At 68.8% G+C, this 23594-nt stretch carries 23 protein-coding genes; 7 read left to right on the forward strand and 16 right to left on the reverse strand.

Annotation, left to right across the window (positions count from 1 at the left end; genetic code table 11):
• Positions 1-14: 14 nt before the first annotated feature.
• The 7 genes from QAD21_RS17490 to QAD21_RS17520 all read right to left on the reverse strand — a co-directional run bounded on the left by QAD21_RS17490 (position 15) and on the right by QAD21_RS17520 (position 9258).
• Positions 15-1199: a uroporphyrinogen-III synthase gene (locus QAD21_RS17490; protein WP_207624962.1), complete on the reverse strand. Its 1185-nt coding sequence runs from the start codon at positions 1197-1199 to the stop codon at positions 15-17.
• Positions 1200-1204: 5 nt separating this feature from the next.
• Positions 1205-1612, reverse strand: a complete 408-nt coding sequence (locus QAD21_RS17495) for a nitrite reductase (NAD(P)H) small subunit family protein (RefSeq protein ID WP_175401174.1) — start codon at positions 1610-1612, stop codon at positions 1205-1207.
• A gap of 26 nt (positions 1613-1638) precedes the next feature.
• The gene (nirB, locus tag QAD21_RS17500) at positions 1639-4227 is read right to left on the reverse strand and encodes a nitrite reductase large subunit NirB (protein WP_165629755.1); all 2589 of its coding nucleotides are present in this window, start codon (positions 4225-4227) and stop codon (positions 1639-1641) included.
• Positions 4228-4264: 37 nt separating this feature from the next.
• Positions 4265-5770, reverse strand: a complete 1506-nt coding sequence (locus QAD21_RS17505) for a nitrate/nitrite transporter (RefSeq protein WP_165629754.1) — start codon at positions 5768-5770, stop codon at positions 4265-4267.
• Between the two features lie 237 nt (positions 5771-6007).
• Positions 6008-6862 (reverse strand): TIGR02569 family protein, encoded by an 855-nt coding sequence (locus tag QAD21_RS17510; RefSeq protein ID WP_055475607.1) that lies wholly within the window; start codon positions 6860-6862, stop codon positions 6008-6010.
• A gap of 85 nt (positions 6863-6947) precedes the next feature.
• Complete coding sequence (gene moeZ / locus QAD21_RS17515; RefSeq protein ID WP_055475546.1) at positions 6948-8156, reverse strand: adenylyltransferase/sulfurtransferase MoeZ; 1209 nt, start codon at positions 8154-8156, stop codon at positions 6948-6950.
• Between the two features lie 58 nt (positions 8157-8214).
• Positions 8215-9258 carry a DUF3152 domain-containing protein gene (locus tag QAD21_RS17520; RefSeq protein ID WP_055475547.1) on the reverse strand — a complete coding sequence of 348 codons (1044 nt, stop codon included), beginning with the start codon at positions 9256-9258 and terminating at the stop codon, positions 8215-8217.
• Positions 9259-9324: 66 nt separating this feature from the next.
• On the opposite strand from QAD21_RS17520, the gene QAD21_RS17525 reads away from it, so the two are divergent.
• Positions 9325-10059: a TetR/AcrR family transcriptional regulator gene (locus tag QAD21_RS17525; protein ID WP_055475548.1), complete on the forward strand. Its 735-nt coding sequence runs from the start codon at positions 9325-9327 to the stop codon at positions 10057-10059.
• Between the two features lie 78 nt (positions 10060-10137).
• Here QAD21_RS17525 and QAD21_RS17530 read toward each other — a convergent pair whose 3' ends face one another.
• Together QAD21_RS17530 and QAD21_RS17535 are read right to left on the reverse strand one after the other, a co-directional pair.
• Entirely contained in the window at positions 10138-10368 is a 231-nt protein-coding gene (locus QAD21_RS17530; RefSeq protein WP_004023442.1) for a DUF3107 domain-containing protein, read from the reverse strand.
• A 125-nt stretch (positions 10369-10493) separates the two neighbouring features.
• Positions 10494-11207: a ferritin-like fold-containing protein gene (locus tag QAD21_RS17535; protein WP_083207443.1), complete on the reverse strand. Its 714-nt coding sequence runs from the start codon at positions 11205-11207 to the stop codon at positions 10494-10496.
• 287 nt (positions 11208-11494) lie between these two features.
• On the opposite strand from QAD21_RS17535, the gene QAD21_RS17540 reads away from it, so the two are divergent.
• Together QAD21_RS17540 and QAD21_RS17545 are read left to right on the forward strand one after the other, a co-directional pair.
• A complete protein-coding gene (locus tag QAD21_RS17540; RefSeq protein WP_055475609.1) occupies positions 11495-13105 on the forward strand; it encodes a DEAD/DEAH box helicase in 1611 nt (536 codons plus the stop codon).
• Positions 13106-13121: 16 nt separating this feature from the next.
• The gene (locus QAD21_RS17545) at positions 13122-14396 is read left to right on the forward strand and encodes a hypothetical protein (protein WP_055475549.1); all 1275 of its coding nucleotides are present in this window, start codon (positions 13122-13124) and stop codon (positions 14394-14396) included.
• 31 nt (positions 14397-14427) lie between these two features.
• On the opposite strand, the gene QAD21_RS17550 is transcribed toward QAD21_RS17545, so the two are convergent.
• On the reverse strand, positions 14428-15216 hold the full coding sequence (locus QAD21_RS17550; RefSeq protein ID WP_055475550.1) for an AAA family ATPase: 789 nt from the start codon (positions 15214-15216) through the stop codon (positions 14428-14430).
• An 85-nt stretch (positions 15217-15301) separates the two neighbouring features.
• On the reverse strand, positions 15302-15733 hold the full coding sequence (locus tag QAD21_RS17555) for a hypothetical protein (RefSeq protein ID WP_055475551.1): 432 nt from the start codon (positions 15731-15733) through the stop codon (positions 15302-15304).
• Positions 15734-15862: 129 nt separating this feature from the next.
• Between QAD21_RS17555 and QAD21_RS17560 the strand changes: the two genes are divergently transcribed.
• Positions 15863-16813 (forward strand): diacylglycerol kinase family protein, encoded by a 951-nt coding sequence (locus tag QAD21_RS17560; protein WP_280361777.1) that lies wholly within the window; start codon positions 15863-15865, stop codon positions 16811-16813.
• On the opposite strand, the gene QAD21_RS17565 is transcribed toward QAD21_RS17560, so the two are convergent.
• A complete protein-coding gene (locus QAD21_RS17565; RefSeq protein ID WP_280359901.1) occupies positions 16750-17940 on the reverse strand; it encodes an MFS transporter in 1191 nt (396 codons plus the stop codon). The two genes, QAD21_RS17560 and QAD21_RS17565, sit on opposite strands and share 64 nt — an antisense overlap.
• Positions 17941-18354: 414 nt before the next feature.
• Between QAD21_RS17565 and QAD21_RS17570 the strand changes: the two genes are divergently transcribed.
• Positions 18355-18609 carry a WhiB family transcriptional regulator gene (locus tag QAD21_RS17570; protein ID WP_004023450.1) on the forward strand — a complete coding sequence of 85 codons (255 nt, stop codon included), beginning with the start codon at positions 18355-18357 and terminating at the stop codon, positions 18607-18609.
• 121 nt (positions 18610-18730) lie between these two features.
• Here QAD21_RS17570 and QAD21_RS17575 read toward each other — a convergent pair whose 3' ends face one another.
• The 4 genes from QAD21_RS17575 to QAD21_RS17590 all read right to left on the reverse strand — a co-directional run bounded on the left by QAD21_RS17575 (position 18731) and on the right by QAD21_RS17590 (position 22017).
• On the reverse strand, positions 18731-20236 hold the full coding sequence (locus QAD21_RS17575; RefSeq protein WP_065631872.1) for a sensor histidine kinase: 1506 nt from the start codon (positions 20234-20236) through the stop codon (positions 18731-18733).
• A 39-nt stretch (positions 20237-20275) separates the two neighbouring features.
• Positions 20276-20491 (reverse strand): biotin/lipoyl-binding carrier protein, encoded by a 216-nt coding sequence (locus QAD21_RS17580; protein WP_055475555.1) that lies wholly within the window; start codon positions 20489-20491, stop codon positions 20276-20278.
• A 432-nt stretch (positions 20492-20923) separates the two neighbouring features.
• Entirely contained in the window at positions 20924-21211 is a 288-nt protein-coding gene (gene rsrA, locus QAD21_RS17585; RefSeq protein WP_055475556.1) for a mycothiol system anti-sigma-R factor, read from the reverse strand.
• Positions 21208-22017 carry a sigma-70 family RNA polymerase sigma factor gene (locus QAD21_RS17590; RefSeq protein WP_078113362.1) on the reverse strand — a complete coding sequence of 270 codons (810 nt, stop codon included), beginning with the start codon at positions 22015-22017 and terminating at the stop codon, positions 21208-21210. Before QAD21_RS17590 ends, rsrA begins: the two co-directional genes overlap by 4 nt.
• Before the next feature lie 177 nt (positions 22018-22194).
• Here QAD21_RS17590 and ybaK point away from each other — a divergent pair, with 177 nt between their 5' ends.
• Together ybaK and QAD21_RS17600 are read left to right on the forward strand one after the other, a co-directional pair.
• Entirely contained in the window at positions 22195-22692 is a 498-nt protein-coding gene (gene ybaK / locus QAD21_RS17595; RefSeq protein ID WP_068971504.1) for a Cys-tRNA(Pro) deacylase, read from the forward strand.
• 65 nt (positions 22693-22757) lie between these two features.
• Complete coding sequence (locus QAD21_RS17600; RefSeq protein ID WP_280359902.1) at positions 22758-23519, forward strand: SOS response-associated peptidase; 762 nt, start codon at positions 22758-22760, stop codon at positions 23517-23519.
• Positions 23520-23594: the final 75 nt, after the last annotated feature.

Below are 23594 nucleotides of genomic sequence, written 5' to 3' on the forward strand. Positions count from 1 at the left end.
TTCTCGCTTCCTTCTCATTCGTCTTCGACGTCGTACTCGAGGTCGACCGCAAGCCGGTAACCACGCTTGACGACGGTCTGCACCATCTTCGAATCCCCGAGTGCGGCACGGAGTCGAGCAACGGCGACCTCGACCGCATGGGTGTCGGAGCTGTCACCGGGCAGACCGGCGAGCAACTCCTGCCGCGAGACCACGCGACCGGGGTTGCGGGCCAACAGTTTGAGCAGGAGCAGACTCGTCGCCGACATCTCACGGAGCTCACCGTCGACCACGACGGCCTGGCCGCGGATGGCGGTGTCGTGCCCGGCGACCCGCAGCAGGTGGCTCCGCCGCGGCAGTTCGTCGGTGATCAGGCGCGCGAGCGCACCGAGACGGAACCGGCGCGGGTAGATCGTCGGGATCTGCAGCGCCTCCAGCGGACTGGCGGTCACCGAACCCACGCACATGACCGGTACCGCGGTCCGCAGTGCGTGGATGAACTGCTGCAGCTTGCCGAGTTCTTTGGCACGGGTCAGGATCGACGCCGCCGCCGGAGCGCTGGTGAAGGTGATCGCGTCGAGATCGCCGCGGAGCACCGCGCCGATCATCTTGTCGATGCGCGCCACGTCGGGGTGCATATGCCAGCGGTACACCGGGATCGGCACCACCTCGGCACCGGCGGCGCGCAGCACCGTGCAGAAGTCCGGCAGCGGTTCCCACTCGCTGGTGGCACCGTGCAACTGCACCGCGATCCGGACGCCGTCGACGCCCTCTTCCAGCAGCCGGTCGAGGACCTCCGAGGAGGACTCGCTCTCCGGCGACCACTCCTCGCGCAGCCCCGCCGCCCGGATCGCGCCCTTGGCCTTCGGGCCGCGTGCGATCAGCCGGCTATCGGACAGCGCCCGTAGGACGGCCTCGGCGTTACCCCACCCGTCGGCGGCCTCGACCCACCCGCGGAAGCCGATACCGGTCGTGGCGACCATCACCTCGGGCGGGTGGGCGATGAGTTCCTCGGTCACCCGCTCGAGTTCGGTGTCGTCGACCAGCGGCAGGATGCGGATGGTCGGGGCCTGCATCACCTCGGCACCGCGTCGTTCCAGCAGTACCGCGAACTCCTCGGCGCGACGCGCGGCGGTGATCCCGATCGTGAAACCGGCGAGCGGCAACGGGTCGGGGTCCGGTGAGGTTGCGCCGGCAGGGTCTGCACCGGCGGGGGTCATGGTGTTCACGCCGGGAAGAACACCTCGACGATGCGGTTGACCACCCGCACACCGTAGCTGGGGACCGACACCGTCTCGTCGTCCAGGCAGATCCCGGTGCGCAGCGCGAAGACCTGTTTACCCAGCGGCGAGGCGACGGTGGGTTCGCCCCCGCGGTCGCCGGTGAGTCCCCGGGAGAGGACCGCGGCGCGACCGAACGGATCGATGTTGCCGATCGCGTACAGGCGGGAGCGCCCGGGCGCCGCCTCGCGATCGGACTCGGCGGCGGGCAGACGGAACAGCGCGGCCTGCACACCCTCGGGACCCAGCACGGCGACGCCGCGACCGACGATCAGGTCGTCGATCAAACAAGCGCGCACCCAGCTCCCCTCACACTCCGTGGCGGCGCCGGTGGGTGTCGTCTCTGCGGACATGGTGTCGGCCTCCCCTGGCGCGATGGTCATGTGGGCACTCCTTCTCTCACCGGTCGCTCGCTCACTCCATCGGGGCCCGACGGAGCGGTCGCACCCGGACGGACCGCCGGCATGTCGAGCAGCACCGGCGCCTTGCGCTCGTACTCGGAGAACCGGATCGTCGGGTCGACGACATCGGGCGCATTCACGAACGAGACGAACCGCTTCAGCTTGTCCTCGTCCGCGAGCACCGCGGCCCACTCGTCCTGGTAACCGCCGACGTGGCGGGCCATCGCCTCCTCGAGTTCGGCGGCGAGCCCCAGGCTGTCCTCACACACCACGTCCTTCAGATGGTCGAGACCACCTTCGAGCGACTCCAGCCACGGCGCCGTGCGCTGCAGTCGATCGGCGGTTCGGATGTAGAACATGAGGTACCGATCAATGTAGGCGACGAGGGTCTCGTCATCCACTCCGCTGGCGAGCAGCACCGCATGCTTCGGGCTCTGGCCGCCGTTGCCGCCGACGTAGAGGTTCCAGCCGTGCTCGGTGGCGATGACGCCGACGTCCTTGCCCCTCGCCTCGGCGCACTCGCGGGCACATCCCGAGACCCCGAACTTGATCTTGTGGGGTGAGCGCAGTCCGCGGTACCGCTTCTCCAGGAGCACGGCCATGCCGACCGAGTCCTGCACGCCGTACCGGCACCACGTCGAACCGACGCAACTCTTCACCGTCCGCAGGCTCTTGCCGTACGCCTGCCCCGACTCCATCCCGGCGTCGACGAGGCGCCGCCAGATCTCGGGCAACTGATCGACGCGCGCACCGAACAGGTCGATCCGCTGCCCACCGGTCACCTTGGTGTACAGCCCGAAGTCGCGCGCGATCTCACCGATCACGATCAGCTGCTCGGGCGTGACCTCGCCACCGGGCATCCGCGGCACGACCGAGTACGAGCCGTTCTTCTGCATGTTCGCCAGGAAGTGGTCGTTGGTGTCCTGCAGCGCGGCCTGCTCGCCCTCGAGGATGTGGTCGCTGGAGGTCGACGCGAGGATCGACGCGACCGTCGGCTTGCAGATCTCGCAACCCTGCCCGCTGCCGTACCGGTCGACGAGTTCGGAGAACGTGCGGATACCGGTCACCGCGACGATCTCGAACAGCTCGGCGCGCGACTGGGTGAAGTGGTCGCACAGCGACTTGCTCAGTTCGACCCCGGACGCGGCGAGCAGTTGCTTGATGCTGGGCAGGCAGCCACCGCAGGTGGTGCCGGCCGAGGTGCAGCCCTTGACCGCGGCGATGTCGCACGCGCCGTCGGCGATCGCCGAGCAGATGGCACCCTTCGAGACGCCGTTGCACGAGCAGATCTCCGCGTCGTCGGGCAGTGCGTCCATACCCACCGCAGCGCCGCCCTCGGGTGCGATGAGGGCCGCCGGGTCGCCCGGGATCTCCCGGCCGACCATCGGCTTGAGCATCGCGTAGGCCGATGCGTCGCCGACCAGGATTCCGCCGAGCAGCGTCTTCGCGTCGTCGCTGACGACGATCTTCGCGTACCGGCCGGCGACCGCGTCGTGGTAGGTGATCTCCAGCGCGTTCTCAGTGGTGCCGAACGCATCCCCGAAGCTGGCCACGTCGACGCCGAGGAGCTTCAGCTTCGTGGACAGGTCGGCACCGGGAAATTCCGACGTCCCGCCGAGCAGACGGTCGGCGACCACCTCGGCGGTCGAGTAACCGGGGGCGACGAGGCCGTAGCAGCGGCCTTCGACGGCGGCGACCTCGCCGATGGCGTAGACGTTCTCGTCGTCGGTTCCACAACCGGCGTCGACGAGCACGCCGCCGCGCTCGCCGACGGCCAGTCCCGCGTCCCGAGCGAGCTGATCGCGCGGTCGGACGCCGGCGGAGAACACCACGAGCGAGGCGTCGATCGTCGACTCGTCGGACAGCGTGACCCGCAGGCCGCCGTCCTCGGCGTCGGCGATCTCCGACGTCCCGACCCCGGTGTGGACCTCGAGTCCGAGCTCGGTCACCAGGTTCTTCAGGATCGCGCCGCCACCCTCGTCGACCTGCATCGGCATCAGACGCGGGGCAAACTCCACCACGTGCGGGGTCATCCCCATGAGCTTGAGTGCGTTGGCGGCCTCGAGTCCGAGCAGGCCGCCGCCGACGACCACACCCGTCGCACCCGGACCGGCGGCCTCGGCCGCGGCCCGGATGTCGTCGAGGTCGTCGAGGGTGCGGTAGACGAAGCACCGGTCGTTGTCGTGGCCGGGAACCGGCGGGACGAAAGCGTAGGAACCGGTGGCCAGAACGACTGCGTCGTAGTCGATCTCGCGACCGCTCGAGGTGACGACCCGGCGGGCGTCTCGATCGATGCCGGTGACGGTCTCGCCCAGATGCGTGACGACCCGATCGTCCCCGGCGTACGTGTTCCCCTCGAGTGCGAGAGAATCCCGAAGCCAGGCACCGACATACGAGGACAGCCCCACCCGGTCGTAGGCCGGGTCGATCTCCTCGCTGACGATCTCGATACGCCACAGGTCGGTCGCGTCACGCTCGCGGAGCGCCTGGACGAAGCGGTGACCGACCATGCCATGGCCCACCACCACCACTGTCTTGGTTGTGCGCGTTGCGGTTTCGCTGTTCACTGCTCTTTGCTCCCTTGCCTCGCCGGTCCCGTGAGGATCAGGCCAGCGCTTCCTTGGTTGCCTGCTTGTCGGTGCCCTCGGCGGCAGCACCGGTCGATGCGGTCCCGTCGACAGTCGGTGCCGTTTCGTCATGGGCACCGGTGACCGCGAGATCGGTGGTCTCCGCGATGACGATCGGGCGCCGGGCGTAGAACCACCAGGTCACGACCGCTGCCAGGACGTAGAAGACCATGAACACCCAGAAGGCCATCGTCGCCGACTTGTTGGACTGGTAGCTGGCGCGCAGCACCAGGTTGATACCCACACCGCCGAGACCGCCTGCGGCACCGGCGATCCCGATGAGCGCGCCGGACATGCTCCGCGACCACTTCGTCTTCCCGAGCGAATTCAGTCCGCTCTGCGCCTGCGCCTTGTGCTCCCAGATGGTCGGGATGATCTTGTAGACCGACCCGTTGGCCAGGCCCGAGAGCAGGAACAGCAGGATGAAGCCGATGATGAAGGCCGTCAACGTGGCGCCGGTGATCGTCTTGCCGTTGTTGTCGGCGATCGTGCCGGCGACCACGAGGATCGCCGCGGAGAAGACCATCGCGATGAAGGTGTACAGCGTCACCTTGCCACCGCCGACGCGATCGGCCAGTTTTCCGCCGTAGGGACGGATGACCGACCCCAGCAGCGGGCCGATCCAGACGATCTGCGCTGCTGCCAGCGCCGGCTTCGCGACTCCGGCCTCGGTGAAACTGATGTTGAGGACCTGGCCGAACGCGAACCCGAAGCCGATGAACGAACCGAACGTACCGATGTAGAGCAGGCAGATCAGCCACGTGTCGCGGTATTTGAGGCAGTCGAGCATCGCCCGACCGCTGGCCGTCTGGTGGTCCAGGTTGTCCATGTAGAGGGCGGCACCGATACCGGCGACGGCCAGGGCGACGAGGTAGATGGCGCACACGATCTCGGGCTGGTCGGCGGCGAGCCAGATGACCAGCAGACCGATGACCTGCACGACCGGCACGCCGATGTTGCCGCCGCCGGCGTTGAGTCCGAGCGCCCAGCCCTTCAGCCGTTGCGGGTAGAACGCGTTGATGTTGGTCATCGACGACGCGAAGTTGCCGCCACCGAAACCGGTGATGGCCGCGACGGCGAGGAACCAGCCGAACCCGAACTCGCCCGGGTTCATCATCAGCATCATCGTCAGCCCGGTCGGGATGAGCAGCACGACGGCGGAGAAGATCGCCCAGTTGCGGCCGCCGAACTTGGCGGTGGCCTGCGTGTACGGGATGCGCAGGCAGGAGCCGACCAGGGTCGCGGTGGCGGCGATGACGAACTTCTGGTCCATGCTGATGCCGTACTCGGGGCCCATGAACAGGGCCATCACCGAGAACAGGGACCAGATCGAGAATCCGACGTGCTCACAGATGACCGACCAGATCAGGTTGCGCTTGGCGATCGCGGCATTGCCGTTGTCCCAGGCGACCCGGTCCTCCGGGTCCCAGTCGGTGATCGTGTGGTCCCGTGTCAGTTGTGCTCTGAGATCTGCGAATGCCAAGGCTCCGCCTCCGATGGTTGCTGGTCTACGTGGTGTCACTGCCGTGCACAGGGCGGCGTGCAGTGGTGGCTGTCGTGGAAGACGCCGACACCGGTGTCGTGCGACTCGAGACCAAGTGTGAAGGGGGCGTGTTGCGCGGATTTTCCGCGAGGTGACCGCATCGTCACGTTGTCCTCACTCCGTCACGCGGGCGTTGTGAGAACCCTGTCAGCGGTCAGTCAGGGCTGTGAGCTGCGGTTATACGAGTAAACGTACATGTTCGACGACTCGCTGCAACCCGGGCAGTGCGCCCGAGGTCGACCGCGGGTGCAGCGCGTGGACTGCCAACCGGAACATCGTCGCCCGCAGCATCATCTGCGGCCACTCGGGCTGATCCGACCATCGCTGGATGAGTTCGGTGTCGGCACCACCCCACGCCAGGGCGTCGACCACCGCGACCGCCGCCGCCCACGGGGCGGGCCGCCAGTACGGGACGATGTCGGTGATCCCCGGGGCCGCGGCACCGGCGAACAGCACCGTGCCGAAGAGGTCACCGTGCACGACCTGAGACGGCAGGTCCACCGGCTTACGAAGCTTCGCAAGGGTTTTCAGCATGTCGACGCTCTGCACACCGTCGGGTGCGGTCGGCTCGGCCATACCGGCGGCCCGGGCCGAGCGCAGCGGGACGTCCTCCCAGGCGGCACGATCGGCCGCGGTGAACACGTCGACGTCGGTGTGCGGCGGAGCAGGCGGCTGCAGCAGGAACCGGGGCCGTTCGAGCGAGGCGGTCGCCTCGTGCAGCCGGTCGGCGACCAGGACGACCTCGTCGTGCCGCGGTTCGGGCGTCCCGGCGATGTAGGTGTCGGCCCGCCAGCCCGACACCACATACCGGCCGTCGGTGGCGCGGAACGGACGCGCGATGCGCATCCCCTCCACGAACAGGGATTCGCGCACCGACGCCGACCACGCGGCGCGCGCGTGGTCGGGAACCAGTGAGAGCACGACTTCGCCGACACGCCACCCGCCGACCCACGATTCCCCCATCGCGATGGGCGGGTGGGCGGTGAGCCCGAACGTGTTCAACACGTGTCCGGGCGGCTCGACGGTGTTCACGTCGGCCAGATTACCGAGCGCGGTAGTCCGTTTCCGGAAGGCACGCGGCAAGTACCCGCACCGACGTGCGGATCGATGACCGGGCTCAGTAGACCGGCAACGTCTTGTCGACCTGGTTCGCCCACGCGGTCACGCCGCCCTGCAGGTGCGTGGCGTCGGCGAAACCGGCTCGCTTCAGCGCAGCGAGCGCCTCGGCGGACCGGATGCCGGTCTTGCAGTAGAGCACGGTGGGCCGGTCCTGCGGCACCTTGGCGAGACCCTCGCCGGAGAGGATGTCGCCCTTCGGGATGAGGGTCGCGCCGTCGATGCGGACGATGTCCCATTCGACGGGCTCCCGGACGTCGATGATCGCCAGCTTCTCGCCCGCGTCGATCTTCTGCTTGAGTTCGACGGCGGTCAGCGTCGACCCCGCGGCGGCGTCGGACGCCTCCGAGGAGACGACACCGCAGAAGTCGTCGTAGTCGATGAGACCGGCGATCCGCTCACCCTCCGGATCCTTGCGGATCTTGATGGTCCGGTAGGTCATGTCGAGGGCGTCGTAAACCATGAGACGACCGAGGAGGGGCTCGCCGATCCCACAGATCAGCTTGATGGCCTCGGTGCCCATGATCGATCCGATCGAGGCGCAGAGGATGCCGAGTACACCGCCTTCGGCGCAGGACGGCACCATCCCGGGCGGCGGTGCCTGCGGGTAAAGGTCGCGGTAGTTGAGACCGCGGCCGTCGGGGGCGTCCTCCCAGAAGACCGAGGCCTGACCCTCGAAGCGGTAGATCGACCCCCACACGTAGGGCTTGTGCGCGAGGACCGCGGCGTCGTTGACCAGGTACCGGGTCGCGAAGTTGTCGGTGCCGTCGAGGATGAGGTCGTACTGCGAGAACAGTTCGATCGCACCCTCGGGCTCGAGCCGCTGGTCATGCAGGTTGACGGTGACGAAGGGGTTGATCTCCAGGATGGAGTCCCGCGCGCTCTCGGCCTTGGGCCGGCCGATGTCGGACTGGCCGTGGATGACCTGGCGCTGCAGGTTGGATTCGTCGACGATGTCGAACTCGACGATGCCGATCGTCCCGACGCCCGCCGCAGCGAGGTACAGCAGTGTCGGCGAACCCAGTCCGCCGGCGCCGATCACCAGCACCTTGGCGTTCTTCAGACGCTTCTGACCGTCCATCCCCACGTCCGGGATGATCAGGTGACGGCTGTAGCGGGCCACCTCTTCGTTGCTCAGTTCCGCGGCCGGTTCCACCAGCGGCGGCAGCGACCCTGTGGGCGACCCTTGCGATGACACGAACGCCTCCATTGTTCGGGCTGACTACGTACCCCCGGCACAACGGATGAGTCCGCGGCGGCATTCCCGGTCAGCGGGTGGGGAACGGCCAGGGATTGGGACGGCACACGAAGGTCCGGTTGGCCTTCATCTGTGGGTCGAGAGCCATGATCTCGGAGTTCGCGACGCCGAAGGACTGCTGCATCATGATCGGCGCGAGCGCGCCGTCCTCGCGGCACGCCTCGTGCGCCTCGTAGCCGATGCCGTGACCGACCTCGTGGTTGATGAGGTACTGCCGGTAGGCGACGTCGTCACCCTGATAGGACAGCGCACCGCGCACCCATCGGGCTTCGTTCAGCGTGACCCGCGCCTGCGGCGGGTAATAGCACGAGGTCTCCAGGCGGATCTGGTAGCCGCACAACTCGCGGGTGGTGCCGGTCGAGGTGAGCGAGATGCGGAGGTCGGGTTCGCCGCGGTCGACACGGCGGAAGGACACGCGGCCGTCGCCGATCCAGCTGCGCGGGTTGGCGAGCGTCGTGTCCACCATCTTCGCGAAGGTCGGGTCACCGCCGTAGTCCTGCGGGTTGAGGCCGTTCTCCACCTCCACCGTGTAGGTGTACACCTGCCCGCCGGTGCCGACGGGCGGACCGCCGCCGCGCAGGACCCGGAACGTCTTGCGGGCCCGGTCGGTGAACGGGCCGCCCTGGGGCAGCGTCCCGGCGGGCAGCGCGGCCGCCTGGATGTCGCCGGTGGGGGCACCGATCGGGCGGGTCTCCTTGCTGATGTCGGTGTTGCGCGCCGCGGAGTCGGGGCTGGCGGCCGCCGCCGGCTCGAGCGCATCGGTCCGGCCGTCCCGGATGGTGACGACGATCAGCGCGATCGTCAGGATCGTGAGCACCGGGATCGCATAGGCACGCCACCCATAGGTCGAGACGAACCGCCCGAGCGCCGACTGCTTCTTGTATTCCGGCTGGGCATCGCGGTCGACGCGGGGACGTCCGCTGTCGTCGGTCGGGTCCCAGCGCGCTCGTAGCGGCTGGTCCGGTCTGGGGCGTCCCGACGATCTCGGGCCGACATCCTTGGCACGCACCCGGCCACGCTCGGACCCGGGGCCACCGTCCTCTGTGCGGCTCACCGGTCAACTTTCTCACAGCAGACCACCGATACTGCGCAGGAAGCTCCGCCGAGTACTCTCTTGGGCATGTCGACCGCAACCAACGCGTCCGCCGTGCCCGGCCGCAGCACTCGCCTGCCGCGCAGCGCACGACGTATGCAGTTGCTCGACGCGGCCAGTGAGATCTTCGTCGAACGCGGCTACCACGCGGCCGGCATGGATGAGATCGCGGTGCACGCGGGAGTGAGCAAACCCGTTCTGTATCAACACTTCCCGTCGAAGCTCGACCTCTACATCGCGGTCGTGGACAGCCACGCCGAGAAGCTGGTCAGCGACGTCAACACCGCCCTGCGGACGACCACCGACAACCTCAAGCGCGTCCGTGCCGCGGTCCAGGCCTTCTTCGACTTCATCGATCAGGACAACTCGGGCTACCGGTTGATCTTCTCCTCCGACGCCTCCGATCCCGCCGTCATCCGCCGGGTGGAGGGCGCGACCGAGGCGTGCGTCGACGCCGTGTACGGCCTGGTCATGCACGATTCCGGTCTAGATCCGTACCGTTCGCGGATGCTCGCGTCGGGGCTCGTCGGTGCCAGCCAGGTCAACGCCCGCTACTGGCTCGAGGCCAAGCGCCCGGTCGACAAGCAGACCGCCGTGGACACCACGGTCGCTCTCCTCTGGGGCGGGTTGTCGCACTTCCCGCGACAGACGGCGTCGGCTGACGCGCAGCCGGTTGTCGAGCCGAGTGTGGCCGACGCGCAGCCGGATGCGACCGGCGCCGGGAGCGAGCCGAGCGGGCCGACTGTCAACGGCACCGCCTGAACCACTTGCGGCACGAGAAGGGGCCTGCACGCCATCCGGCGTACAGGCCCCTTCTCGTCGATCTGGTTGTGCGGCCGGTCAGGAACCGAATCCGACGCGGCGGTTCTCCGACGCGCCCACCTCGACATAGGCGATCTTGGTGACCGGGATGAGGTAGCGGGCGCCCTTGTCGTCCACGAGGGACAACAGCTGCTGCTTGCCACCCAGTGCCGCCTCGACCTCGGCGAAGGCCTTGTCGCTGGTCAGGGTCGACGCGATGGTGAGCTCCCGCGGGCTGTCGGTGATGCCGATCTTCACTTCCACGGCCATGTGCCGCCCTCCTCGGTGTCTGTCAACGCTTGCCGCACAAGGCTAGTGCAGCCGGGGTACGGCGGGACAGCCACTCCGCTCAGAGCGAAACACCGTCGGCCGAGACCGCCGTGGTCAGGTCCGGGTCAGGCGAGGCCGAGGTCGGCCATCCGCTCGGCGTGTTTGCCGGCGACGACGTCGAAGAACCCGGCGACGCCGGTCAGCGAACTGGCCCCGGCGAAGAGCAGATCGGTGACCTCTTCCTCGGCGGCGAGAACCCACTGCGCATGGGTGATGGCCTCGCCGAGTAGCCGGCGGCCCCACAGCACCAGGGCCGATTTGATCGACGGGTCGGCCTCGACGGCCGCCCGGACCTGGTCACGGGCGAACTGGGAGTTGGCGGTTTCCGACATCACCTCGGCCATCACGGCCTGCGAGTCCGGCGGCAGCATGTCGGAGAGCTCGGCGTAGAAGTCGGCCGCGAGTCCGTCGCCGACATACGCCTTGACCAGCGCCTCGTACCAGGTCTTCGGCGTCGTCGCGCGGTGATACTGATCGAACACCGAACGGTAGCGCTCGACGGCTTCCGCGGCGCCGAGGCCGGTCATCGCCTCCACCCGCTCGGCGAGCCGGTCGAAGTGGCCGACCTCGGAGGCCGCCATCCGGGCGATCGCGATGCGGCTGGGCACATCCGGCGCCATCGCCGACTCCTCGATGAGCCGGTGGAACGCGGCGAACTCGCCGGCGAGCAGCACGGCGAACAGCTTCCCGATCGCCGAATCCCGCATCTCGGCCGACGCCACCGAGGTGGACGTCGCAGGTGACGGGGTCGACTCGGACGGGTCGGATGCAGGCGCCATGAGGTGATGGTAGCGGGCCGCCGCGGGGCACCAAGTACACTCGACGGCGGTGCACTCCGACGGGACCCCCCGTCGCTTGCCCGCTGAGCTGCGCGTCGAGCGCGTGCTCGCCGGCGCGAGCGTGTGGATGTGACGACGGCGTTGCTCGCCGAACTGCGAGTTCCTCGCGATACCCGGTCACATCCCCGGTGCCACTACGACATATGCGCGTGCACTTTCGAGCCTTCTCCGTGCGCGCACCGAAACACATCGCGCGCAGACCGGCCCAGAAAGGCACACAACCGCACATGAGCGATTCCGCCGTGCAGACGACCATCGTCGACGACACCCACACCGCCCCCACCTTCGCCGAGCTCGGCGTCGACGACCGTATCGTCTCGGCCCTCGCCGCAGACGGCAAGACCCACACCTTCGCGATCCAGGAACTGACCCTGCCGCTGGCGCTCGAAGGCCACGACCTCATCGGCCAGGCCCGCACCGGCATGGGCAAGACCTTCGGTTTCGGCATCCCGCTGCTGCACCGGCTCGCCCATGCCGAGGAGTCCGGGGTCCGTCCGCTGGACACCACGCCCCGCGCGCTGATCATCGTGCCCACGCGCGAGCTGTGCGTGCAGGTGACCGGCGATCTCCAGGTGGCGGCGCCGTCGCTCGAGGTCACCCTGGCCGATGGCACGAAGCGCCCCCTGAAGGTCACCTCGATCTATGGTGGCCGTCCCTACGAGTCGCAGATCGCCGAACTGCAGTCCGGCGTCGACGTCGTGGTCGGCACCCCGGGCCGGCTCCTCGACCTCGCCCAGCAGGGCCACCTCGTCCTCGGCAAGGTGTCGATCCTGGTCCTCGACGAGGCCGACGAGATGCTCGACCTCGGCTTCCTGCCCGACATCGAGCGCATCATGTCCGCATTGCCGGCGCCTCGTCAGACGATGCTGTTCTCGGCGACCATGCCCGGTCCGATCGTCACCCTGGCCCGCACGTTCCTGAACCGGCCGACCCACATCCGGGCCGAGAACGCCAACGACTCCGCGGTCCACGACCGCACCAAGCAGTACGCCTACCGGGCGCACGCGCTGGACAAGGCCGAGCTCGTCGCCCGCATCCTGCAGGCCGAGGGTCGCGGCGCCACGATGATCTTCACCCGCACCAAGCGCACCGCGCAGAAGGTCGCCGACGACCTCGCCGAGCGCGGCTTCAAGGTCGGCGCGGTCCACGGCGATCTCGGCCAGGTCGCCCGCGAGAAGGCGCTCAAGCGGTTCCGCGACGGCACCATCGACGTGCTGGTCGCCACCGACGTGGCCGCCCGCGGCATCGACATCGACGACGTCACCCATGTCATCAACTACCAGTGCCCCGAAGACGACAAGACCTACGTGCACCGCATCGGCCGTACCGGTCGCGCCGGGCGCACGGGTATCGCGGTGACCCTCGTCGACTGGGACGAGCTGCACCGCTGGGAGCTCATCGACAAGGCGCTGAACCTCGGTATCCCCGATCCGCCGGAGACCTACTCGACGTCGGAACACCTCCGGTCGGACCTGTCGATCGACGAGTCGAAGACGGGCCGGATCGCCGCCGCCAAGCCGCCGCGCGACCCCGACGAGACCCGGGAGACGCGCGCGGACCGCGAGCCGCGCAAGCGCTCGACCCGCACCCGCCGTCGCACCCGGGGCGGACAGACGGACGCCAATGGGACGTCCACCGAATCGGCTGCCGAGTCCGCGACAACCGAGACCACGACGACCGAGTCCGGCGCCGACGCCGGAACGCCTGCCGCCGACGGCACCGCGAAGCCGCGCCGCCGTCGTCGTCGCCGCGGTGGCGCCAACCGCAAGCCCGCCGGCGAGCAGACCGCCGCGTCCGACGCCGGCGCGCCGGAGTCCACAGCAGCTGTCGCCGACTGACCACCGGCTGACCCGCGTGGCACGAGTCAGGCCCGAACGGCGCCGCCCGATCGATCTCGCGGTCACCGCGGCCATCGTGGTCGTCGTCGCGGCCCTGTGCGTCACCGCCTGGGCCCTCAGCCCGGTTCGCCACACCGTGAGCGTGCCGGCCGCGGCCGAACCCGCCGCGGTGCAGCCGGCACAGTCTGTGCCCGCGAGTTTCGTCGCACGCTGGCGGGCCGACTCCGACGCCACCCGCGCCCCGGCGATCGGCACCTCCGCCGTCGTCACCGGGAACGGCGGACGGGTCGTCGGGCACGACCCGGCCACCGGTCGCGAACTCTGGTCGTACAGCCGCGATCTCGACCTGTGTGCGGTCGGTACCGCCTGGACCGGGAGCGCCGATATGGCGCTGGCCGTGTACCGCAACAGCCGCGGTTGCTCGGAGGTGACCGCTCTCGATGCGGGCACCGGCAGCCGGAAGGGCGCCCGCACCAGCGACGCCGACCCGGAGGTCCGGCTCGCGACCGACTCGGGGTACGTCGTCGCGCAGGGCCCCCGCCGGATGGAGACCTGGGGTTCCAATCTCGTTCGCGGAATCGAATACGGCCGGGTCGAGGCGCCGGTCCGACCGGAGGACGCGCCCGATCGCGTCGACTGCGAGCTGTTCTCGTCGGTGGTGTCGGGAGACCGCGTGGCCGTCGTCGAACGCTGCGCCGACGACCCCGGGTATCGGCTCACGGTCCTCGGCGCGGTACTCGGCGACGACGAGAAGGTCGAACAGTACGGGTCGACCCTCATCACCGGCGACGTGAGCGGACCGCCGCCCGTGGTCATCGCGATGTCGTCGTCGGGGATCGCCGTGTACGACGGTGGCGCCGCACCGGCCGAACCGCCCACGTTCGACGCCGAGAGCGGGCCGGCGATCCGCCGGTTCGACACCGACGCGAACGCGGCGGGGACCAACACCGTTGCCGGCGACTCGACGCCACCCGCCGGCAGCGCCCCGATCTCCTCCGACGGGATCGTCACCTACTGGACCGGGAAGGCGACCGTCGTCCTGAATGCCCAGACACTGAATCCGATCTACCAGGTCCCCGGCACATTGGGACCCGGCCAGATGATGGCGGGACAACTCCTGCTGCCGAGTACCACCGGGATCAGCGTCCGCGACGTCGCGACCGGCCGGGAGATCCGGTCCATCCCGCTCGCCCGGAGCGAACCGGCCGCGCCCGTGGTGAGTCTGCGTGTCCTCGGCGACATCGTCGTCGAACAGCACGGACCCCGGATCGAGGCCTTCGGTCCGGGCTGACCCCCACGGCCCCCCGGACCTCAGACCCGACTCAGACCTCGAAGGTGCCGACCTCGGCGCCCGCCTCCCAGTGCTTCCACAGATTCTCGGCGAGCGCGCGATATGCCGTCGCGCCCTTGTTCTTTCGCCCCCGCATGACCGACGTCCCGGATGCGGAGGCCTCGGCGAAACGCACTGTGCGCGGGATGGGCGGGTCGAGCACCGGCAGGTCGTACCGATCGGCGACGTCGGCGAGAACGTCGCGGCTGTGCGTGGTCCGGGCGTCGAAGAGGGTGGCCACCGCACCCAACATCGTGAGGTTCGGGTTGGTGATCTGCTGGACCTCCCGGACCGTGCGCAACAACTGTCCGACGCCGCGATGGGCGAGCGTCTCACATTGCAGCGGCACGATCACCTCGTCGGCCGCGGTGAGACCGTTCAGCGTGAGGACACCGAGCGACGGCGGGCAGTCCACGATCACGACGTCGAAGTCCTCGCTCACCTCCGCGAGTGCACGCTTGAGGGCATACTCCCGCCCGGGGCGCATCAACAGCAGCGCCTCGGCGCCGGCCAGGTCGATGGTCGCCGGCAGCAAGGTGACCTTGTCCTCGGTGTCGAGCAGGACATCGGCGATCTCCTCGTCACCGAGCAACACGTCGTGGACCGAGGAGGTGAGCTGATCGGGATCGTGCCCGAGCGAGAAGGTGAGACACCCTTGCGGGTCGAGATCGACGACGAGGACGGAGACGTCGAGATCGGCGAGGGCGGCACCGAGGGACTCCACCGTGGTGGTCTTGGCGACCCCACCCTTCTGATTGGCAATCGCGAGGATGCGCGTCATGCGCCCTACTGTACGACCGCCCGGGCGTGGATCGTCGGATGAGAGTCCACCTCGGCTGCGCGGCGTACCCGGACGGAGGAGGATGTCAGCGCTCGGGTTCGAGTTCGTCGGCGAGCCACCTCATGGACGCCGGACTGAACAGCATCACCAGGACCGCGAGCGCCGCGAGCGCCAGCGGCACGCCGAAAACCGGCCATCCGCTCGTGAACAGGTAATACGCCACCGGCAGCAGCAGGATCTGCGCCACCATGGCGATCGAGCGTCCCCACCGCCGCCCCGAGAGCAGCGCCAGACCGCCGACCAGTACTCCCCCGCCGATGATGCCGAACCAGGCCGCGGTGCCGTAGCCGCTGATGGTGGTCTCCTCGTGCCCGGCCAGGCCGCGCACGACCAGGATCACCGCGACCGCAACACCGGCCAGACCCTGCAGCGTGGTCACCGCACCCGCGATCTTGATCTGGCGCGGGGTCACCGACGGATCGGTGTCGGACTCCGGACGGCCGTTCTCGGTGCTCACCGTCCCAGGATATTTGGTCCTCTCGCGCGGACCTCCGCGGGTGTGCGCACCGGAGCGATGGCGCCGTACACATCCGCGCGATTACGCGCGGGCGGCGACGACCCCATATCCTCGGGTGTCGTGCGTGTCATGCTCATCGTCAACCCGTTCGCCACCGCGACCAGTCCGGCCGGCCGCGACGCGCTGGCGCACACCCTGAGCGCGCATTTCGACCTCGACGTCGAACTCACCACGCACCGCGGGCATGCGTTCGAGCTCGCCGCGCGCGCCGCGGCCGAGGACTTCGACACCGTCATCGTGCACGGCGGCGACGGATCGGTGAACGAGGCCGCCAACGGACTGCTCGACCCGCCGTCGAGCAGCGATCCCGACCGGCGGCGGCCCGCCCTGGCCGTGATCCCCGGCGGTAGCGCCAACGTCTTCGCCCGCACGCTGGGGATCGATCCCGACCCGCTGCTCGCGACACAGCAGATCATCACCCTCCTCGACGCGGGACGCAGTCGCCGGATCGGACTCGGCCACACCGACGACCGCTGGTTCCTGTTCAACACGGGCATGGGCATGGACGCGGTTGTCATCCACGCGATGGAGGACAAGCGGCACGCGGGCAAGACCGCGACGCCGGCCCGATACCTGTGGACCACGATCACCAGCTTCCTGAAGCAGTCCGGTTCGTCGGCCACGTTCGACGTCGAGATCCCGGGCCGGGACCGGATCGTCGGCGCGCGTTACGGTTTCGTGTCCAACACCAGCCCGTGGACCTATCTCGGACCGCGCGAGATCCGCACCAACCCCGGCACCGGTTTCCACACCGGCCTCGGGGTGTTCGTGGCGACCTCCACCGGTGTGTTCCGTAACCTCCCGCTGGCGACGCGACTCCTGTCACAGGCAGATCCCAAGGCACGCCACCTCTTTCGGGATGACGACGTCGACGAGGTGTGCTTCCGCGCGGAGGCCCCGATCGACGTACAGATGGACGGCGATTACATCGGGGCGTTCCGCGACATACGTTTTCGTCATCGCCGCGACGCCCTCACGGTCATCGCACCGCCGATCAGCACCGCCGACATCACGACGTAGGGCAGCGCCGCCGCCGCGAAGAGCCCGGCCGGACCCAGCCATGTCGACCCCAGCGCCCAGCCGGCGAAGGCCAGGATCGCGACCACCTCCTCGCCCATCCCGGCCAGCGAGGTGACGGTGGCCCGCGATGCCGCACTCAGATGGTCCTGCAGTTCGGCGTCGGCCACGACCCGCGCCCACCCCAGGATCCCGAACGCCGTCGCGACGCCCGCGGCGCCCACCGGGTGCCCCCACAGCGCCGACCCGATGAGCACGACCGCGCCCACCCCCACCGCCGGCCCGATCGCGTCGACCGACCGGAACCGCCCCGCCGCGAGCGCGCCGCCGATGTCACCGGCCGACACCACGATCATGAGCAGCGCGACCGCCGCCGGATCGGGCTCGGCGGCGGCGTCGACCACGAACGACGCGATCAGCAACGGGAGATACTCGTCGAGCGCCGCGACCCAGGTCAGCGCCACACCCAGCAGCAACATGCGCCGTGCGACCGGCTGCGTCCGCACCGAGCCCCAGCCGTGGCGGACGATCTCCCGCCAACCGAGGTCGAGGTCCGCGTCCTCGGGTTCCGGTGGATCGGCGGCGGCCTCTCGACCCTCGGGCAGCATCGCCGACATCACCGAACACAACACGCAGGCGACGACGCTGGCGGCCCCCGCGGCGTCGTAGCCGCCCCACGCGAACAACGGTGCGGCCGCCGCGGTGCCGCCGATCACTCCGATGGCCCCGGCCGCCCGCATGAGCCCGGTCAGTCGGGCGTAGTCCTGCGAGCGCCTCAGCCGGTTCAGCTCGTCGTAGACCAGCGCCTGTGTCGTGCCGGACCGCAACGCTCCACCGAGGGCCCACAGGACGAATCCGGCGGCGAAGGCAACGAACGACGGCGCCACCGTCCACAGCGCGAAACCCGACGCGGTGATCAGCGGACCGGCGACCAGCAGCTTCCGTCGGGACACGCGGTCGGCCAGCACACCGGTGGGGACCTCGACGATCACCGACGACACCGACCAGATCACGAACAGCGCCGAGACCTCGGCGGGCCCGAGCCCGGCGCCCGGAATCCCGGGGTCGGCGAAGAGGACGGCGTACAGCGGGTAGAGCGGGATGAGGTCTTCGAGGAGGGCGGAGCCCACCGCCGCGGCTGTCAGCCTGCGGTGGGGCCGTCGGGGCGGTGTAGATCAACATCGTCGACGCATGTGGTGAACAATACCCTCGGCGTCCGGCCACGTCACGAGCGTTTTTCACCGGCGACGGGGTCGCGACCTGCAGAAAGTCGTCGACAGTACCGCCGCGAGACGCGTAGGCTACAACAAGGCCGTGAGACAAAGTGCCCGGACCCCCCTTCGGGAGTCCGCGACCGGAGTGCTAGGCGGGTGACGTGATGTTGCCCACGTGTGAAGCAAACCCATTGACTTCGGCCCGATTCGTGAAAGTATTCACAAGCAACAACGCGGAAACATTTGGTGCGCCGCGTGAACTGAGAGTTACAGCCGACAATCACCAGCAAGACGATCGAGTGGTGCGAACGCGCCCGAAGGAGTAGTGGAATGGACTGGCGTCACAAGGCCATCTGTCGCGACGAGGATCCGGAACTGTTCTTCCCCGTGGGGACCAGCGGCCCGGCCATCGCACAGGTCGCCGACGCGAAGCTCGTCTGCGCGCGGTGCCCCGTCACCGCCGACTGCCTGTCGTGGGCCCTCGAGTCCGGCCAGGATGCCGGAGTGTGGGGCGGCATGAGCGAGGACGAGCGACGCGCACTCAAGCGCCGTACCGCACGTACGCGTACCCGGAGCAGCGTCTAGGCCTCGACGGCCGGCGTCGTCCGGACTCGAAGAAACCCCGGCCACGGCCGGGTTTTTTCGTGCGCTCGTCCCCACTGTCCGGCGGAAACCGCCGTCAGACAATGCGGTCCGCGACCACGGCTCACGAGCGTAGCGGAATGTAGACACCCACTTCGGTTCCCGGGCCACCCGGATTGGACCGGACATCGAGTTCACCGCCCAGTTCGATGGACACCAAGGTCTTGACGATCTGCAGGCCGAGATGGTCGGACGTGGCCAGATCGAAATGCTCCGGAAGACCGGAACCGTTGTCGCGGACCGCTATGCGAAGGCCGCGCACATCCCGTTCGGCGACGACCGCGATCTCGGCGTCATCGTGCGGCGCGCCGTCGAAGCCGTGTTCGATCGCGTTCTGGATGAGTTCGGTGAGGACCATCACCAGCGGCATCGCGAGTTCGGCGGTCAGCACGCCGAGCCGATCGCGATGGCGCACAGCCACCCTCGCCTCCCCCGACGCGACATCGACCAGGATCGGGACAAGACGATCGACGACCTCGTCGAGGTCGACCTCCTCGTCCACGCTGCCCGACAACAACTCGTGGACGAGCGCGATGGAGGCCACTCGGCGCACCGCCTCGTTGAGCGCCTCGCGGGCATCGGAGTTCGACGTGCGCCGCGCCTGTAGTCGCAACAGCGCCGAGACCGACTGCAGGTTGTTCTTCACCCGGTGGTGGATCTCGCGGATGGTGGCGTCTTTGCTGATGAGTGCGCGGTCGCGTCGCTTGACCTCGGTGACGTCCCGGATCAGGACGACGGTTCCGGTCGTCTCGCCCCGCGGACGGAGCGGCACGGCGCGGATCAGGGCCGTCGCGCGGCGGGCGTCTGCCTCCACGCGCATCCCGATGTCGCGGTAGGGGCCGGTCGGGATCTCGGCGACGCCGGCCGCGATGTCGAGCATCAGTGCGACGTCGTCGGCCTCGAACGGTTCGGTGATGAGTTGCTTGACGACGTCGGACAAGCGCGTGTGATTGAGTTCGGCGGTCCACCCCATCCGGTGGAAGGCCGACAGCGCGTTCGGGCTGGTGTAGGTGACGAGGCCCTGTCCGTCGAGACGGACGAAGCCGTCGCCGGCGCGGGGCGTCGACAGCCCGCGCGGATTCCCCTCCTCGTGCGGAAACGTGCCGTCGGCGACCATCTGGCACAGATCGTCGGCCGAGTCCTGATAGGCGAGTTCGAGCGGCGACGGCAGGCGCGGGTGGGTGAGGTCGACAGCTCGGGTCGCCACGGCGATCACCTCGCCGTCGAAGCCGACCGGAACCGCTTCCTGCCGCATGGCCGTCGCGCCGAACCAGGTGGGGTCCTCGTCGCGCAGGATGCGGGCGGAGGTGAAGGCGCGCAACACCTGTGGATGTGCTTCGGTGTCGATGACGCGGCCGACCTCGTCCGTCGGGAAGACCGTCGAGGCCGTGTTGGGACGGCATTGCGCGACCGTGACGACCGCGCCCGCCTCCGTGCGCACCGACAACAGGAGGTCGGCGAACGAGAGGTCGGCGAGCAGTTGCCATTCGGCGACGAGTCGCTGCAGATGCGCGGCTGCCGAGTCGGACAGCGTGGTGTGTTCGGCGAGCAGGTCGGAGAGGGTGGACATCTCAGGACACGGGGGCGACGACGGGCCGGGGCCGGTTCACTACTCGTAGACGGCGATCACATCGCCGGCCTGGATGACGTCGCCGACCTCGACCTTGACCTCGGCGAGCGTGCCCGGCTCCTCGGCCAGCACGGGGATCTCCATCTTCATCGACTCCAGCAGGACCAGGGTGTCGCCGACCTCGATCTGCTCCCCTGCGGCGACGCGCACCTCGAGGACACTCGCGACGATCTCTGCCACAACGTCTTCTGCCATGCACCCAAATTAGCCCACGGCGTCGTACCCGGAGGTCCCGGTGCCGGGGGCGTCAGCAGAGGTGTTTTTGGTACGTGGGAGAATCCCTGAGACACTGTGATGTCCCGATCACCAGGGATGTCTTCCCCGGATGACACCAGGGATGTCCTCCCCGGCCGATGCCAGGGTTGTCTCAGCACAGCTGAACCAGTACACGGCGGGCCCGGTCCCACGGCGCCCGCCCCGCAATGAAGGAGATGCGTCATGGGAAAGCGCGGACGCAAGAAGCGTGCTCGTAAGAAGAACGCTGCCAACCACGGCAAGCGCCCCAACGCCTGATCACCGCACCACGCGGTCTCGGCGAGCGAGCAAGCCAAAAAGCCCGGGTACGGCCTTCACAGGCCGCCCGGGCTTTTTCGTGGGTTGTGGTTGTTGTGCTCGAGCTCGACGCGATCAGCGATCGGATTCGGAGACCTCATGCACGATCACGGTCTTGCGGATCTCGATGCGCAGACGGTCGCGCAGGCTCTGCGGCGCCTGGTCGCCGCCGCACTTCCGGTTGACGAGCGCCTTGAGCTGCTGTTCGATGCCGTAGTGCGCCAGGCACGACGGGCAGGAGTCGAGATGGCCCTGGAGTCGTTCCCGGGCGTTCTGGTCACACTCGTTGTCCAGCAGGAGCCAGACATCGGCGATGACGGCCGAGCAGTCGAGCTGGGTCAGCTCCGGATCGACGTCGCTCATCGCGCCACCTCCGCATCCGCCGCCGCACGTGCGGAACGATTGAACCCGCGCTCACGCGCGACGTCGGCCAGCAGCTCGCGCAGCTGACGGCGACCGCGGTGCAGTCGGGACATGACGGTACCGATCGGGGTGTCCATGATCTCGGCGATCTCCTTGTACGGCAGGCCTTCCACATCGGCGTAGTAGACGGCCATCCGGAAGTCTTCCGGCAATTCCTGCAGCGCGGCCTTGATCTCGTCGTCGGGGAGGGCGTCGAGCGCCTCGATCTCCGCCGACCGCAGCCCCTGCGAGGTGTGCTCGGCGGTCGCCGCGATCTGCCAGTCGGTGATCTCGTCGGTCGGGTACTGCGCGGGCTGACGCTGCTTCTTGCGGTAGCCGTTGATGTAGGTGTTGGTGAGAATCCGGTAGAGCCAGGCCTTGAGGTTGGTGCCCTCCCGGAACGACGCGAACGCGGTGAACGCCTTGATGTAGGTCTCCTGGACCAGGTCCTCGGCGTCGGCGGGGTTGCGGGTCATCCGCAGCGCGGCACCGTACATCTGGTCGAGCAGCGGCAGCGCGTCGCGCTCGAACCGCTCGGTCAGCTGTTCCGGCGACTCGTTCGGATCGGCCCGGCGAGGCGCCTTGGCGGTCCCGGTACGGCCGGCATCGGGTGACTCTGTGTCGGATGCTTCTGTGTCGGACACTACGATCCCTTCGATGGGAGGCATCACGGAGATGTTGTCGATCAAGCTTACCGACCCGTCCCCCACCGAGAGAGGCCTCGGTTCGACGCGCTGCGGGAGCTCCATCACGGCCGCTGTGCTCATATGCCTCTGACCTCCTTCGTGTCCGTCTTCATACGTCCGTTGTCCGATCAGTCCCAACAGAGCGCACCGCGCGGTTTGTTCCCGGCCCGCCCCCGCGGTCGTCTCGGCGCGGATCATCGTGGCCCCGTGCGCACGCGCTCAGCCGCGACCCCGCTCACGACCAGGAGGTAACCGACCATGGCGTCCACCCCCGCGATCGCCGCGCTCGAACGCGCCCGGATCGACCACTCGGTGCACCGGTACGCGCACGACCCCCGATCGGAGGCCTACGGCGCGGAGGCGGTCGCCGCCCTCGCCGAAACCCTCGGTGTCCGTGCCGAGCAGATCTTCAAGACGCTGGTCATCGAACTCTCCGGCGGGGACCGGCCCGGCCTGGCGGTGGCGGTGGTCCCGGTGCCGGCCAAGCTGTCGCTGAAATCGGCCGCCGCCGCACTCGGCGCGTCGAAGGCGAAGATGGCCGACGCCAAGGCGGTCACCCGGACCACCGGCTACGTTCTCGGCGGCGTGTCCCCGGTCGGCCAGCGGACCCTGTTGCCGACCGTCGTCGACTCCTCGGCCACGCATTTCGACCGGGTGCTGTGCAGCGCCGGCAAGCGCGGGCTCGAGATCGAGCTGGCCCCGGCCGATCTGGTGTCCGTCACCGAGGCCGTCGTCGCCGACATCGCCGTCGGCTGATCGTCGGCTGTCGGAACGGCCACTCATCCCGGTGGCGGGGCACCCACTAGGGCAGCATGGACACCATGTGCGGACGCTATGCGGTGACCACCGACCCGGCGAAGCTGGCAGCGGAGATCGATGCGGTCAACGAGGTACCCGAGCCGGCGGGTGCGGACTCCACCGATCTCGATGCGGCGCCCCGGTCACCGGGCGTGAACTACAACGTCGCGCCCACGACGACCGTGATGACCGTCGTGAAGCGACACTCGCCCGACGATCCCGACGACGATCCGCTGCTCCGCGTCCGCGCGATGCGCTGGGGGCTGGTGCCGCCGTGGGCCAAGGAGGTCGGGAAGGGGCCGCTGCTGTTCAACGCGCGCGCCGAGAGCGCCGCGGAGAAGAGTTCGTTCCGTTCGTCGGTCAAGTCGTGGCGTTGCCTCGTGCCGATGGACGGCTGGTACGAGTGGAAGAAGGGCCCGGCCGACAGCAAGGGCAAACCCACCAAGATCCCGTTCTTCATGTCGCCGCAGGACGGGACCCGGCTCTTCATGGCCGGGCTGTGGTCGGTCTGGCACCCCAAGACCGATGACGCCGCTAAGCCGCTGCTCAGTTGCTCCATCCTCACCACCGACGCGGTCGGGGAGCTGCGCGACGTCCACGACCGGATGCCGCTGATCATGCCGTACGAGCACTGGGATGCCTGGCTCGACCCGGACGGCCGGGCACCCGATGAGCTGTTCGCCCCACCCGCCGAGTCGCTGGTCGATGCGATCGCGATCCGCGAGGTCGCCCCGCTGGTCAACCGCGTCGCCAACAACGGGCCGGAGTTGCTGAACCCTTCGTGACGCGCCCTCCGCAAGCTCCGGGCGCTCCTCAGGGAGCAAGGGGTGAGGGCGCGCCCTCCGCAAGCTCCGGGCGCT

The sequence above is a fragment of the Gordonia sp. SMJS1 genome (genome assembly GCF_029866425.1).
Classification (GTDB): domain Bacteria; phylum Actinomycetota; class Actinomycetes; order Mycobacteriales; family Mycobacteriaceae; genus Gordonia; species Gordonia hongkongensis.